The 13868-nt window shown below is 35.4% G+C and carries 9 protein-coding genes; 5 read left to right on the plus strand and 4 right to left on the minus strand.

Going from position 1 to position 13868, the window contains the following annotated elements; genetic code table 11:
* The coding region (locus ACM55K_RS16980; protein WP_416851499.1) for a beta strand repeat-containing protein at positions 1-1834 on the plus strand (1834 nt) is incomplete at its 5' end.
* A gap of 63 nt (positions 1835-1897) precedes the next feature.
* Positions 1898-3649 carry a T9SS type A sorting domain-containing protein gene (locus ACM55K_RS16985; protein WP_416851501.1) on the plus strand — a complete coding sequence of 584 codons (1752 nt, stop codon included), beginning with the start codon at positions 1898-1900 and terminating at the stop codon, positions 3647-3649.
* A 488-nt stretch (positions 3650-4137) separates the two neighbouring features.
* Here ACM55K_RS16985 and ACM55K_RS16990 read toward each other — a convergent pair whose 3' ends face one another.
* Both ACM55K_RS16990 and ACM55K_RS16995 read right to left on the minus strand, forming a co-directional pair.
* Entirely contained in the window at positions 4138-5463 is a 1326-nt protein-coding gene (locus ACM55K_RS16990; protein ID WP_416851503.1) for an ammonium transporter, read from the minus strand.
* A gap of 368 nt (positions 5464-5831) precedes the next feature.
* Positions 5832-6209: a PH domain-containing protein gene (locus tag ACM55K_RS16995; protein ID WP_416851504.1), complete on the minus strand. Its 378-nt coding sequence runs from the start codon at positions 6207-6209 to the stop codon at positions 5832-5834.
* 185 nt (positions 6210-6394) lie between these two features.
* Between ACM55K_RS16995 and ACM55K_RS17000 the strand changes: the two genes are divergently transcribed.
* The 3 genes from ACM55K_RS17000 (at position 6395) to ACM55K_RS17010 (ending at position 10030) form a co-directional block, all read left to right on the plus strand.
* Positions 6395-7384, plus strand: a complete 990-nt coding sequence (locus ACM55K_RS17000; RefSeq protein WP_416851506.1) for a Gfo/Idh/MocA family protein — start codon at positions 6395-6397, stop codon at positions 7382-7384.
* 81 nt (positions 7385-7465) lie between these two features.
* The gene (locus ACM55K_RS17005) at positions 7466-9001 is read left to right on the plus strand and encodes a YifB family Mg chelatase-like AAA ATPase (RefSeq protein WP_416851508.1); all 1536 of its coding nucleotides are present in this window, start codon (positions 7466-7468) and stop codon (positions 8999-9001) included.
* 330 nt (positions 9002-9331) lie between these two features.
* Positions 9332-10030 carry a pseudouridine synthase gene (locus ACM55K_RS17010; protein WP_416851509.1) on the plus strand — a complete coding sequence of 233 codons (699 nt, stop codon included), beginning with the start codon at positions 9332-9334 and terminating at the stop codon, positions 10028-10030.
* A gap of 1344 nt (positions 10031-11374) precedes the next feature.
* On the opposite strand, the gene ACM55K_RS17015 is transcribed toward ACM55K_RS17010, so the two are convergent.
* On the minus strand, positions 11375-12664 hold the full coding sequence (locus ACM55K_RS17015; protein ID WP_416851511.1) for a DEAD/DEAH box helicase: 1290 nt from the start codon (positions 12662-12664) through the stop codon (positions 11375-11377).
* Between the two features lie 311 nt (positions 12665-12975).
* Positions 12976-13833 (minus strand): KPN_02809 family neutral zinc metallopeptidase, encoded by an 858-nt coding sequence (ypfJ, locus tag ACM55K_RS17020; RefSeq protein ID WP_416851512.1) that lies wholly within the window; start codon positions 13831-13833, stop codon positions 12976-12978.
* Between the last annotated feature and the right edge of the window lie 35 nt (positions 13834-13868).

Below are 13868 nucleotides of genomic sequence, written 5' to 3' on the forward strand. Positions count from 1 at the left end.
CACTAATGTAGCTGCCAATGCAAGCGCAATTGAAGGAGAAACTACTAGAGCTACGGCTGCAGAAGGAACCCTTACCACTAATGTAGCTGCCAATGCAAGCGCAATTGAAGGAGAAACTACTAGAGCTACCGCTGCAGAAGGAACCCTTACCACTAATGTAGCTGCCAATGCAAGCGCAATTGAAGGAGAAACTACTAGAGCTACGGCTGCAGAAGGAACCCTTACCACTAATGTAGCTGCCAATGCAAGCGCAATTGAAGGAGAAACATCAGCTAGAGCTGCTGCAATTTTAGCAGAAACATCAGTCAGAATAACTACAGATGCTATTCAAAATACAGCTATTGGTGCAAACGCTACAGCTATATCAGCAGAAACATCAGCTAGAGCTGCTGCAATTTCAGCAGAAGCTACAGCTAGAACAAATGGAGACGCTAACAATGCAGCTTCAATTTCAGCAGAGACATCAGCTAGAACAACTGCAGATGGTCTTCAAAACACAGCTATTTCGAATAATGCAACTACAATATCTGCAGAAGCTACAATCGCGAGAGCTGCTGAGTTAGCCAATGCCAATGCAATTTCAACAGAAAGCACAACTAGAGCCACTGATAACACTGCTCAAGATAACGCCATCGCTGCCAATGTAACTGCAATATCTGCAGAAGCTACAATCGCGAGAGCTGCTGAGTTAACCAATGCCAATGCAATTTCAACAGAAAGCACAACTAGAGCCACTGCTGACACTGCTCACGATAACGCCATCGCTGCCAATGCAACTGCAATTTCAGCAGAAGCTACAACCGCAAGAGCTGCTGAATTAGCTAATGCCAATGCAATTTCAACAGAAACATCAGCCAGAGCAGCTGCAATTTCAGCAGAAGCTTTAGCTAGAACAAATGGAGACGCTACCAATGCAACTTCAATTTTAGCAGAAACATCAGCTAGAGCAGCTGCAATTACAGCAGAAACTAATGCTAGAACCGCTGCAGATGCTGTTAATTCTAGTGCGATCACAGCAGAAACTACAAGAGCTACAGGAGTTGAGGGAACAAAAGAAGACTCGGCAAACAGATCAACGAATGTAACTACTGATGCAGCTTCAGATACAAAATATCCAAGTGTGAAATCGGTAAAAACGTATGTTGATGCTCAAGTAGGAGGGGTAGTAACTCCAGATGCTACTAGTTCAGTGAAAGGAAAAATACAATTGGCTGGAGATTTATCAGGTACAGCTGCTGTTCCAACAATTGCATCAGTTGGAGGTGTAAATGCTATAAACGTGGCAAGCGGATCAAACTTAGCTAATGCGGCAACGAATGCAAATAATGCAAGCACAATAGTAAAACGTGATGCGTCAGGAAATTTTAGTGCAGGAACAATTACTGCGGCTTTAACTGGAAATGTTTCTGGTACAGCTACTAATGTTACCGGAACAGTGGCTGTTGCAAATGGTGGTACAGGATCTACTACGCAAAATTTTGTAGACCTTACAACAACGCAATCATCCATAGGTGGTGCCAAAACTTTTACAGGAAGTGTTCAAATTGGAACAAATGGAACTACATTGGCAGCAGTGATTAAAGCTACTGTTACTACTAATACAGGTAATCTAATAAAGAATGTGATTACCACCCAAAATTATACTGTGCCAAATTCTGTAACAACTGGTTCTGTAATGGTTTCACCAAACAGTGATACAGTGATTCCTCCAGGTGTATTCATTGCTTTTGCTCGTGTTAGTTCAACTGGTACAGTTACGATTGGTTTTTACAACTTGAACACAGGAACTAGTAATCTCAATGCAGGTTCTTTTTATATAACAGTTATTCAATAAGTAAAGGCTAAAAACTTTTAAAAAGTGTAATAGTAACCAAAGTGATTTCTAAAACATGATACAATGAAAAATATAATCATATTATTTGCATTACTAACAATGATTAGTAATGCAAATGCGCAAACCATCAGTCGTAAGCTCGTCTCCAATGCTGGGGGAACCCTAACGGGAGGCAGTAGTCAAATCACTTTTAGTATTGGTGAAACAATTATTCCTTCGCTGAATACTGCTACTGCTATGATAACGCAAGGTTTTCAACAACCAGGTGAGCAAATTAGGACGGGTAGCGTGGCTACTTCAATATGTGCTGGAAGCAGTTTTAATCTTCCGTACACCGCCACTGATGTAGGAGGGAGCAATACTTTTACGGCGCAATTAAGTAACGCCGCAGGAAGTTTTACAAGTCCGGTAAACATTGGTACACTGTCTGGCAATGCTTCTACAACTGTGATTAATGTAACGATTCCTTCTAATACAGTGGCAGGTAGCGGCTATAGAATACGTATAACGAGCAGTTCACCAGCTTTTATAGGTGCCAATAACGGTGCTAATATTACAATTAACCCAGCTCCAACAGCGAGCATCAGTTATAGTGGCAGCCCTTATTGCGCAAGTGGTGCCGCTTCAGTAACAAGGTCAGGGCAATCGGGAGGTTCTTATTCAACTGCTGCAGGATTGAGTATTAATAGCTTAACTGGGGAGATTAATCTTGCAGCTAGTGCAGCAGGTACATATAGTGTAACCTACATCTTCAGCAATGGTACTTGTTCCGGTACAGCAACTACGAATGTAACTATTGCGATTCCAACAGTACCTGTTGTGGCAGCACAAAACTTCTGCAATTCAGCAACTGTAGCTTTACTGCCCAATGGTAGTGGGGCATATAAATGGTACACTAAAGCGAAAAACGGCACGGCACTTATAAGTTCTACTGTAATAAGCACAGGAACCTACTATGTAAGCAGTACATCGGGTAGTTGTGAAAGCGAAAGAGCAGCGGTAAGTGTCACAATTAGTCCAAATGTTACAGCAGGAACAGTAAGTGGTACTACGTCACTTTGTAAAGGAGCAGCAGCAAACTACACAAGTAACGGTACAACAGGTGGAAGCTGGAGTAGCACGAACACATCTGTAGCAACTGTGAATGCAAGTACGGGACTTGTAACTGCAGTGAATGCAGGAAATGCGATTATCAAATACACTGTAACTACAGGTTGTGGTAGTCCTGTTACGTCATCATCTGGAACTTTAGCGGTAAATGCATCACCGACAGCAAGCATCAGCTATAATGGTAGTCCGTTCTGTAAGTCAGGTTCAGTAAATGTGACTAGAACGGGTCAGGCAGGCGGTACGTATTCCTCTTCTGCAGGATTGATTATTAGTAGTTTAACAGGAAGTGTCAATCTTGAAGCCAGTTCAACAGGAACATATACGGTGACCTACATTTTCAGTAATGGTACTTGCTCTGATATAGCTACGACCACACTAAAGATTAATAAATGTAATAATAATAGTCGCATAGTAAATGATGTTAATACTATTACTCAGGAATCATCTTTAAAGGTAACAGTTGATAAATTTGATGTTATTGCTTATCCTAATCCATCAAATTATCAATTTACTCTTATCGTTAAAGGCGGAAGCGATGAAAAAGTAGAAGTAGTGGTATATGATTCACTTGGAAGAATGGTGAAACACATTGATAATAGTGATGGGAAACAAATCAAGTTTGGAGAAGAACTTCCATCAGGTGCTTACATTGCAATAGTCAGTCAGGGTATTAACCAAAAAACAATCAGACTGATAAAAGAATAAAGTTACTTACAAACAGGTTTTAAAAACTCCATTTCAATTTTATTGAGATGGAGTTTTTTTATATAATATTTTGTGTTTTGAGAATTCAGTTTTAGATAAAAATAGTAATTATATGGGCTATCAAGAATTGGATAATCAAATGAAAATGTAATGATTTTAACCTGATTGAGTATTATTTAAGCAATGATTTGGGTATTGAGAATGTAATAAATGAGGAGGATTGAATATATGTGGAAGTTCAAAATAGAAATAATTTGTATTGTAAGATAATTCAAATTTACTTTTGGAGCACTATACCTAAATTATTTTAAAACAAAAAAATAGAAGTATGATTATGTAATCACTATTATTGAGAAGTTTTCGGAAAAAGGAGTTTACTGATGTATTTAAGGAAGTTGATGTAGAGAAAAATAATTGAATATTATGTAAAAAAAAACACTCTGAAAACTAATTTTCAGAGTGCCTTAATTTATTTATAAAAAGGTATATTATAAGTATTCTCCGTGTTGAGAAATATCTAAACCTAATTCTTCTTTTTCTTCAGAAACTCTTAAAGGAGTAATTTTATTTACAATAAAGAAAAGGAAATACGATACTGAAAATGCAAATACCGAAACAAGAACTAATGCTTTTAATTGAATTAAAAACAAAGTAGCATCACCAAAAATTAAACCTTGGTTATCTCCTACAATCGCATTTACAGATTTTGATGCAAATACACCTGTTAAAAGCATACCTACCATACCTCCAACACCGTGACAAGCAAATACATCTAAAGCATCATCAATTTTACCTTTAGGGAATTTGCTCACCACAAGATTACTTACAATACTGGCAATTATACCAATTGCCATTGCATGAGGAATGCTTACGAATCCTGCAGCCGGTGTAATAGCTACTAAACCTACAACAGCCCCGATACAAGCTCCCATTGCAGAAAGTTTGTGTCCAAGAATTTTGTCAAGAAATACCCAACCCATTGCAGCAGCAGCAGCAGCAACTGTTGTAGTTCCTAAAGCTTGAGCAGCAAGACTTCCAGCTCCAACAGCTGATCCAGCATTGAAACCGAACCAACCGAACCATAATAAACCTGTTCCTAATAATACATAAGTAATACGAGCAGGATTTGCCTTTTGTACTTTTCTTTTTCCTAAGAACATAGCTCCGGCAAGAGCAGCCCAACCTGCACTCATGTGAACTACTGTTCCTCCAGCAAAATCTAGTACTCCCCATCCAAATAATAACCCATCAGGATGCCATGTCATGTGACACAAAGGAGAGTAAACGAATAATATGAATAAAACCATAAACAACAAGTAAGCCCAGAAACGAACACGTTCTGCAAAAGCTCCTGTTATTAAAGCTGGTGTAATAATTGCAAATTTAGCTTGAAATAAGGCAAACAAGATCATTGGAATGGTTGGAGCCAGTTCCCAAGCAGTGTTAGCACTTACTCCTTGAAAAAATAAGTTTGACATAGGATTTCCTATAAATCCACCTATTGACGGTCCAAAACATAATCCAAATCCAACAACAACCCATAGAACAGTTACTATAACCATAGCCATAAAGCTTTGTAGTACCGTACTAATAACATTCTTTTTACCTACCATTCCACCGTAAAAGAATCCAAGTCCTGGAGTCATTAATAATACAAGAGCTGTGGCAACTATCATCCAAGCCGTGTCTCCCGTATCTAATTTTAATTCAACAACGTGTGCACCTAATGTTGTAGATTCAACAAAAAGATGAATTGAAAAAATGGATAATACTAGAATTGTGATCATTATCACACTTAAAATAATCTTTCGCATAGTTTTTAGTTTTAAATTTCGATAAAAATATAAAATGATTTTAAACCCCCTATTAAAAAAGAGTATAATATTTTATTTTTATTGATTTTTCAATTTACCCCCCTATATTTTGTGGGTATGTGATAATTCAACATTAAATTTAATGATTTATTAATGTTGTTTTTCTGAAAAACGACAGTTTCTATAAACTATTAAATTTATCATAATATATTAGCAGTCTTTTAATATTATATGGATTATTCGATAATTACACACAATAATAAACAATTTTATCGAGAATTTATCAAAATTACAAACAAAAAAAACACCTCATACTTTTATGTATCAGGTGTTTATTTTAATTTTTAAAAATTATAATTTTAAAATTATTATTTTAAAAGGTGTTGACTTAAAATTTTGTAAACTTCATTGATATTGTTTCCTCCCTTTCCAAATTGTTTAGAGATGGGTGTATCTTCACTTTTTAACCAAATTTTTAATTCAGCATCCATGTCCATAATTCCAGCACTTTCTTTAGAGAACTTTTGGATACTTGAATAAGGAATTGACATGTAATCTACTTTGGTTCCAACCAATTGCTTTTCGACTAAAATTAATCTTTTATTAGTAAATATAAACATATCACGAATAAGTTTATATGCTTTTTCGATTATCTCCCCATCAATTAAAATAGGTTCAAATTCTTTTGAAACATTTTCAATGTTTACTTCTGATGCATTGCCTAAAATGGCATTGAATATTCCCATAATTATTTTTTCTAGTTTGTAAAATTCAAAATTAAACGAAATTATACGTTATTAATGCCAATATTTTACTAATTTACGTACAAAATTAACATACATACTAAATTAAAATATTTCTTGAAAAATATGTAAATTATAGCTTGTCAGTATGTTTAATGTTTATCGAAAAGGTTTAATAATTATTTTTTATGGAAGAAGGGGTTAAGATAAAATGGGGAATTATAGGTTTAGGCAACATTGCTCAACAATTTGCAGATGATTTAATGTTGGTTCATGATGCTAAAATTGTTGCAGTAGCCTCACGAAATAGTGAAAAAGCACAAGAATTTGCAGAAAAATATAATTGTGGAAAAGCCTATACCACTTATGACGAAATTTTTGCCGATGATGAAGTAGATATTTTATATATAGCAACACCCCACAATTCTCATGCAACATTAACTATTAAAGCATTACAAAGCAATAAACACGTGCTTTGTGAAAAACCTATTGCATTATGTTATAATGATGCTTTTCAAATGATTGAAGCTTCAAAAGTAAATAATAGATTTTTCATGGAAGCCTTTTGGACTAGGTTTAATCCTTCGGTTCGGGAAGCTTTTTATAAAATTAAAAATGGTGAAATAGGTGAAATCAAATACATTAATGCTGACTTTGCATTTCAAGCTGAGGAACTGGAAGGAAATCGAATGACAGATTTAAAATTGGGTGGAGGTGCACTTTTAGATATTGGTGTATATCCTCTTTTTTTGTCGTATTTGATGTTGGGAATTCCTAACGAAATTGTTGCAAGATCAAATTTTCATGATTCGGGAGCAGATTTACAAACGACAATGATTTTGCAATATGATACTGCTCAGGCAGTTTTGCATTCCAGTTTTCTTTCTTCGTCAAATAGGAAAGCAACGATCAGTGGTACTAAAGGTATAATTAATTTGAATTCGCCTTGGTACATGACTAAATCATATACTTTGATTAAAGACAATGAAAAAGTAAAATATAAATTACCTACTAAGGGTAAAGGCTTTACCTATGAAATTGAAGAATGTCATAGATGTATTAGAGAAAACAAAATTGAGAGTAGCCTTTGGTCCCATCAAAATAGTTTAGATCTTATAAAGATAGTTGATAAAGTCAGAAGCGAAATTGGACTAGTGTATCCTCTAGAAAAAATATAGTTGAGAAGTCTAAAATAGTTGTTGATTTTTTATTGTTGTTTTAGAATTAATACTTTTTACATTTAAACAAAACAATTTTATATGCTAGTTAAAGTTTTTGGAAGTGCCGTTTTTGGAGTCGAGGCCACAACGATTACCGTCGAAGTAAATATTGATAAAGGTATTGGATATCATCTGGTGGGATTGCCTGATAATGCCATCAAAGAGAGTAGTTATAGAATTGCTGCCGCACTCAAAAATAATGGGTACGCCATGCCAGGCAAAAAAATTACGATCAATATGGCTCCAGCTGATTTGCGTAAAGAAGGTTCGGCTTATGATTTGACTTTAACGATAGGAATTCTTGTTGCTTCAGGACAAATTAAAGCAGATGACATTGACAAATACATCATCATGGGAGAGCTTTCTCTGGATGGTGGTTTGCAACCAATTCGTGGGGCTTTACCAATAGCAATAAAAGCAAAAGAAGAAGGCTTTAAAGGTTTTTTTCTTCCAAAACAAAATGTAAAAGAAGCCGCAATTGTTGCCGGGCTAGAGGTGTATGGAGTAGAAAATATACAGGAAGTCATTGATTTTCTGGAAGGAAAAGGCACATTAGAACCGACAACTATTGATACCAGAGCAGAATTTTATAAAGATTTAGATTTCCCAGAATTTGATTTTTCGGATGTCAAAGGACAAGAAAGCATTAAGCGTTGTATGGAAATTGCCGCTGCAGGAGGACATAATATTATTCTAATAGGTCCGCCAGGTGCAGGAAAGACAATGCTTGCCAAGCGTTTGCCCAGTATTTTACCACCTATGACTTTGCGAGAAGCACTGGAAACTACCAAAATACATAGTGTTGCAGGAAAACTGAAAGAAGTGGGTTTAATGAATCAAAGACCGTTTCGTAGCCCACATCACACTATTTCAAATGTGGCACTTGTTGGGGGAGGGAGCTACCCGCAACCGGGAGAAATTTCTATGGCGCATAATGGTGTTCTGTTTCTGGATGAATTGCCGGAATTTAAAAGGGACGTTCTCGAAGTGATGCGTCAGCCATTAGAAGATAGGGAAGTAACCATTTCAAGAGCTAAGTTTACCGTGACTTATCCTTCGTCTTTTATGCTTGTGGCAAGCATGAATCCAAGTCCGAGTGGTTTTTTTAATGATCCGGATTCGCCACAAACTTCTTCGCCACATGAAATGCAGCGGTATTTGAGTAAAATTTCGGGACCTTTATTGGATAGAATTGACATTCATATTGAAGTGACGCCAGTTCCTTTCGAAAAATTGTCCGAAGACCAAAAAGCGGAAAGCAGCGTTGATATTCGAAAAAGAGTTACAGCTGCGCGCGAAATCCAAACGGAACGCTTTGATCAAATGGAGAATATACATTACAATGCCCAAATGAATACCAAACACATTCGGGAACATTGTGCGCTGGATGATGTCTCCAAACAATTATTAAAAACTGCAATGGAAAGATTGAATCTTTCGGCTCGTGCTTATGACAGAATTTTGAAAGTGGCCAGAACCATTGCCGATTTAGATGCCGCTCCAAAGGTTGTTTCTTCTCATATCGCAGAAGCTATACAATATCGCAGTTTGGATCGCGATGGTTGGTTGGGTTGAGATTTCAGATTTTTGATCAACGATTTTTGATTTTAGATATTTATCACAACGCTCCACAAAGTCTTCAACTTTGAGGAAGTGACTTTCTATTTTTAACCGATTTTGGTTTTCAAATGTTTGATTTTTAAGGTCAGTCAGAGAATGGAAAATAGATACTCAAAGTCGGAGACTTTGCGTAGCAGATGAATTAGATTTCAGATATTTGATTAACGATTTTTGATTGCAGATGTTTAACCTCTGCAAAATCGATAAGCGGGGGGAAAAAGAAAAGTATAGAAATAAATAAGTCAAAAAAGAGATTTCGATAGAAATCTGTTTTATTTTTGCCAAATGTTAGAAATTCTTTACCAAGACGAATATATTATAGCAATTAATAAGCCAAGTGGATTGTTGGTCCACAAATCATTTTATGCGCGCGATGCAAAAGTTTTTGCTATTCAAGAATTGAGAAATCAAATAGGAGGGCAACACGTTTATCCTATTCATCGGTTAGATCGCAAAACATCTGGTGTCTTGTTATTTGCGTTGGATTCAGCGGTTTTAAAAATTATGAATGATCGTTTTGCCACACGCGAAGTCGAAAAAAAATATTTAGCAATTTTACGTGGTTGGTCACCCGAAGAACTAACGATTGATTATGATTTAACCAATGATGATGGCATTATACAAAATGCAATAACATACTTTCATCGATTGCAAAGTACCGAAATTGAGTTAGAATTTAACAATCAACCAACGTCACGATATTGTTTGGTAGAAGCGATTCCTGAAACTGGACGTATGCATCAATTACGAAAACATTTCAAACATATTTTTCATCCCATTTTAGGAAGTCGTCCACATGGTTGTAACAAACAAAATAAATTATGGTTGGAGAATTTTGACCTGAGAGGAATGATGCTTCATGCACATCAGTTAATTTTTAATCATCCAATAACAAATGAACAACTTATCTTGAATGCAAAGATTAATGAAGAGTTTAGCAGAGTAGGTACTATTCTTAATCTAGATTTGAATAAGTATGAATAGAATACTAATGTGTAAATTAATGCTTTAAATTATTGTTGAAATTGGAAACAACAGTTTTCAGTATAAAGAGGAGCATATTTCAGATTTTTGATCAACGATTTTTGATTGCAGATATTTAACCTCTGCAAAATCGATAATGTGATTGCTAGCGCGAGCGTTCCGCTCGTGCCTATTACAAATTTATAGTGATTTATTTTTGTTAGTGTTCACGAGCGGGACGCTCGCGCTAGCGGGGGGGTAAATGCTAGACAATTCCAGTAATATCAGATTATTTGTTTCAAGTTTAGTTTTAGAGTTATTAACAAATTAAGATTTAATGATATTCAATATCTTAAATATATTTTGGTTAAAATAAAAATATAATAGTTAAATATAAATTAAACACTGCTTTTTCCTTTCCCAAGAAAAACAAAATACAGCAAGTATATGTTAATAAAAAAGTTTCCATACTACTGTAGATTACGATATATTTGTAAATGATGATCCAAGGGAAATTAGACTTGTAAGAAATAAAAAAACCAAAGCGTGGGGCTTCGGTTCTTATGAGCTAGATTTTAATGTCTAACAATAAAATATTAACGATAATGGAAATATTTATTTATTTGTATTACCTAATGGTAATATTGTCATTAACTAGATTAGTTGAAAAGATTACAAGATTAGTAATTGAATCTAAAAAGTAATCTAAACTTATTAAACCACTTGATCCTTTTACTGTTGATAGTGGTTTTCTATTTGTAATCAATTGTATTAAACAATTGCCATAAGGCAAATGTATAGAACAAATATATAGAACAAACGATACATTTCGCAACATTTTACAACATTTATATTTATTTATTTATTAACAGTATTAATAATAAAAGGTTTAACGTATTGAATAATAAATAGTTATAAAAAAGCTATAAATAATTAAGTACTATTTTACTACTACTTTACTACTAGTTTAATTAAGAGGATTGAAATTTGTTACTGGTTTTAAAAACATCTAAGGATAGAGTTAGGTCAGAAAGAGTGCCAGAGCGCATAAATAAACCAGTTTTCCCAGTTTCCAGCCATTATCCCATCATTCCCTTTTTTTACTAATCCTGGCCACTCGGATTTGCACTAAACGCATCGAGTTGGATAGCGCAGTTTTGTAAACTGTGCCCATAAACGAGAGCGACTTTGTTTTTCAAAGATTTGAATAAAGGTCTTTAGAAAGAAAATAGTAAATTATAGCCCCGATAGGAACGAAAATTCTCCCGATTTTTCATCGGGAGATTATAGTGTATAGCGGGAAATAAGTTCTTAAAAAACGAACTCGTTCTGCTCCTAAAAAAAGAAAACGTATTTTCTTAATTGTTATCTATTAGAACGTCTGTCAATATTTTGACTTGGACGTCTTGGACCAAAGCTATTATTGCTGCTACGGTTTGTAGTATCTGTTTTTGGTTTTCGAGGAGTTGAATCGCGTTGTTGCCTTCCTTGACCTTGTTTAATTGGTTCAGTTGAAGCGTTAGGATCTGGCTCAAAACCTTTAATGTTTTCTTTCGGTAATTTCAAGCCAACCAATTTTTCTATATCGCGTAAAAAAACAGTTTCGTCTGGACTAAACAACGAAATGGCTTCTCCACTTGCTCCAGCTCTTCCGGTTCTACCAATGCGGTGAACGTAATCTTCGGGAATATTTGGTAATTCAAAATTAATAACATGCGGTAATAATGGAATATCCAAACCTCGAGCGGCAATATCTGTGGCGACCAAAGCGGTTAGGCTTCCGTTTTTAAAACCGGCTAAGGCTTTAGTTCGTGCGCCTTGACCTTTATTTCCGTGAATGGCAGCTGCTTTGATTCCGGCACTAATCATGCTTTCCGTCAGTTTATTGGCACCTTGTTTGGTACGGGTAAAAACCAAAATTTGCTTCCAGTTTCCTTCCGTAATCAATTTAATGATTAGTTCTGTTTTTTTCTCTTTGGCAACAGGATATACTTTTTGAATAATAGCATCTACGGTTGTGTTTTCCGGAGTTGCTTCAACCTGAACAGGATGGTGCAAAATACCCATTGCCAATTTTTTGATGTCTGTTGAAAAGGTTGCCGAAAACATCAAATTTTGCCTTTTTGAAGGTAATACTTTTATAATCCGCTCAATGTCTCGTACGAAACCCATGTCCAGCATACGGTCTGCTTCATCTAAAACTAAGATTTCAACTTTTGCGAGCGATATTAATCCTTGATTTTGCAAATCGATTAGTCGACCTGGAGTAGCGACTAATATATCGACTCCTTGACGCAATTGAGTTACTTGTGGGTTTTGGTTTACACCTCCAAAAATAACGGTACTGCGCAAGTCTAAGAACTCACTGTATTCTTTTATATTAGCAAGTATTTGTGCTGCTAATTCTCTGGTTGGGGTCAATATTAAGGCACGAATAGGTCTTTGTCGCAATTGTTGACCTTGTGATAATATTTGTAAAATGGGTAACGTGAAGCCTGCTGTTTTTCCTGTTCCAGTTTGTGCAGATGCTAATACATCTTTACCTTCTAAAATGGGTGGAATTGCTTTTTGTTGTATTGGTGAAGGAGTTGAATATCCTTTTTTACTGATGGCTTTTAATAAAGCATCAGATAAGCCTAATGAGTTGAATGACATAAATAGTATTTATAAAGTAAACACTATTATTTAGGTTACTTTTTTAATTGGGCGCAAAGATACTGCTAATTTTTTCGATGTACTTTTTATTGCGCGACTTTGTTTAAATAAAGGATAGTCCTTCGTTTTAATCCGTTATAAACAAGAGTCGAGACGTTAATAATTAGGGTATATTCAAAAACGTAGCTGCTAGTGTTATTCCTATATAAATGAATGGAATAACAATAGTAGCTTCTTTAAATTTTCAGGTTTGCACATAAAAAAATCGGGTACAAAGCCCGATTTTTCAAGTAATAATATTTAAAAATGTTTTAATGCAAGTCCTTAAAAGTATCTCCTTGTTTTATATCGCCAGTTTCGTATCCTTTTTTGAACCAGTACATTCTTTGTTCAGAAGTTCCATGAGTAAATGAATCAGGAACAATTTGTCCTTGCATTTTTGATTGAATCGCATCATCACCTACAGCATTTGCAGCACTAAGGGCTTCTTCAATATCACCATCATCCAGAACATTATTCCCTTTTTGGTAATGTGCCAATACACCCGCATAAAAATCAGCTTGTAATTCTAGCGCTACCGATAATTTATTGGCTTGAGTTTCACTTTTTCCTTCTTGAGCCTGTCTCATTTTATCTGAAGTTCCTAATAAATTTTGTACGTGATGTCCTATTTCATGCGCAATTACATATGAGATAGCAAAATCGCCGCCTTCTGCACCAAATTTTGATTTTAATTCTTCAAAAAAAACCAAATCCATATATACTTTTTGATCGCTAGGGCAATAAAATGGGCCAGATGCAGATGAAGCCCCTCCGCAAGCAGTTTCTACCGCTCCTTTGAATAGAACTAATTTTGGATTTATATATTCCTTACCGTTCTCGGTAAAAATTTTGCCCCATACGTCTTCATTGTCTGCTAAATTCACTCTAACAAAATTGCCTAGTTCTTCCTCTTCTTTCGTTAAAGGAATACCAGATTCTGTTTGTGTAGATTGATTGCCTTGCATTTGCTCCAGAACAGGAGTTAAAAGCTGTGCATTTTCACCTCCAAAAACATTCAATAATAAAATTATAATTCCTATTATTCCACCACCAGCTGCTATTTTTCCACCAGATAATGTTCTACGGTCCTCTACATTGTCACTTTGTCTTCTGCCTATCCATTTCATAATTTAGAATATTAAATTAATTTTTGTTTTTCAAT

Source organism: Flavobacterium arabinosi (assembly GCF_048158725.1).
Taxonomy (GTDB): domain Bacteria; phylum Bacteroidota; class Bacteroidia; order Flavobacteriales; family Flavobacteriaceae; genus Flavobacterium; species Flavobacterium arabinosi.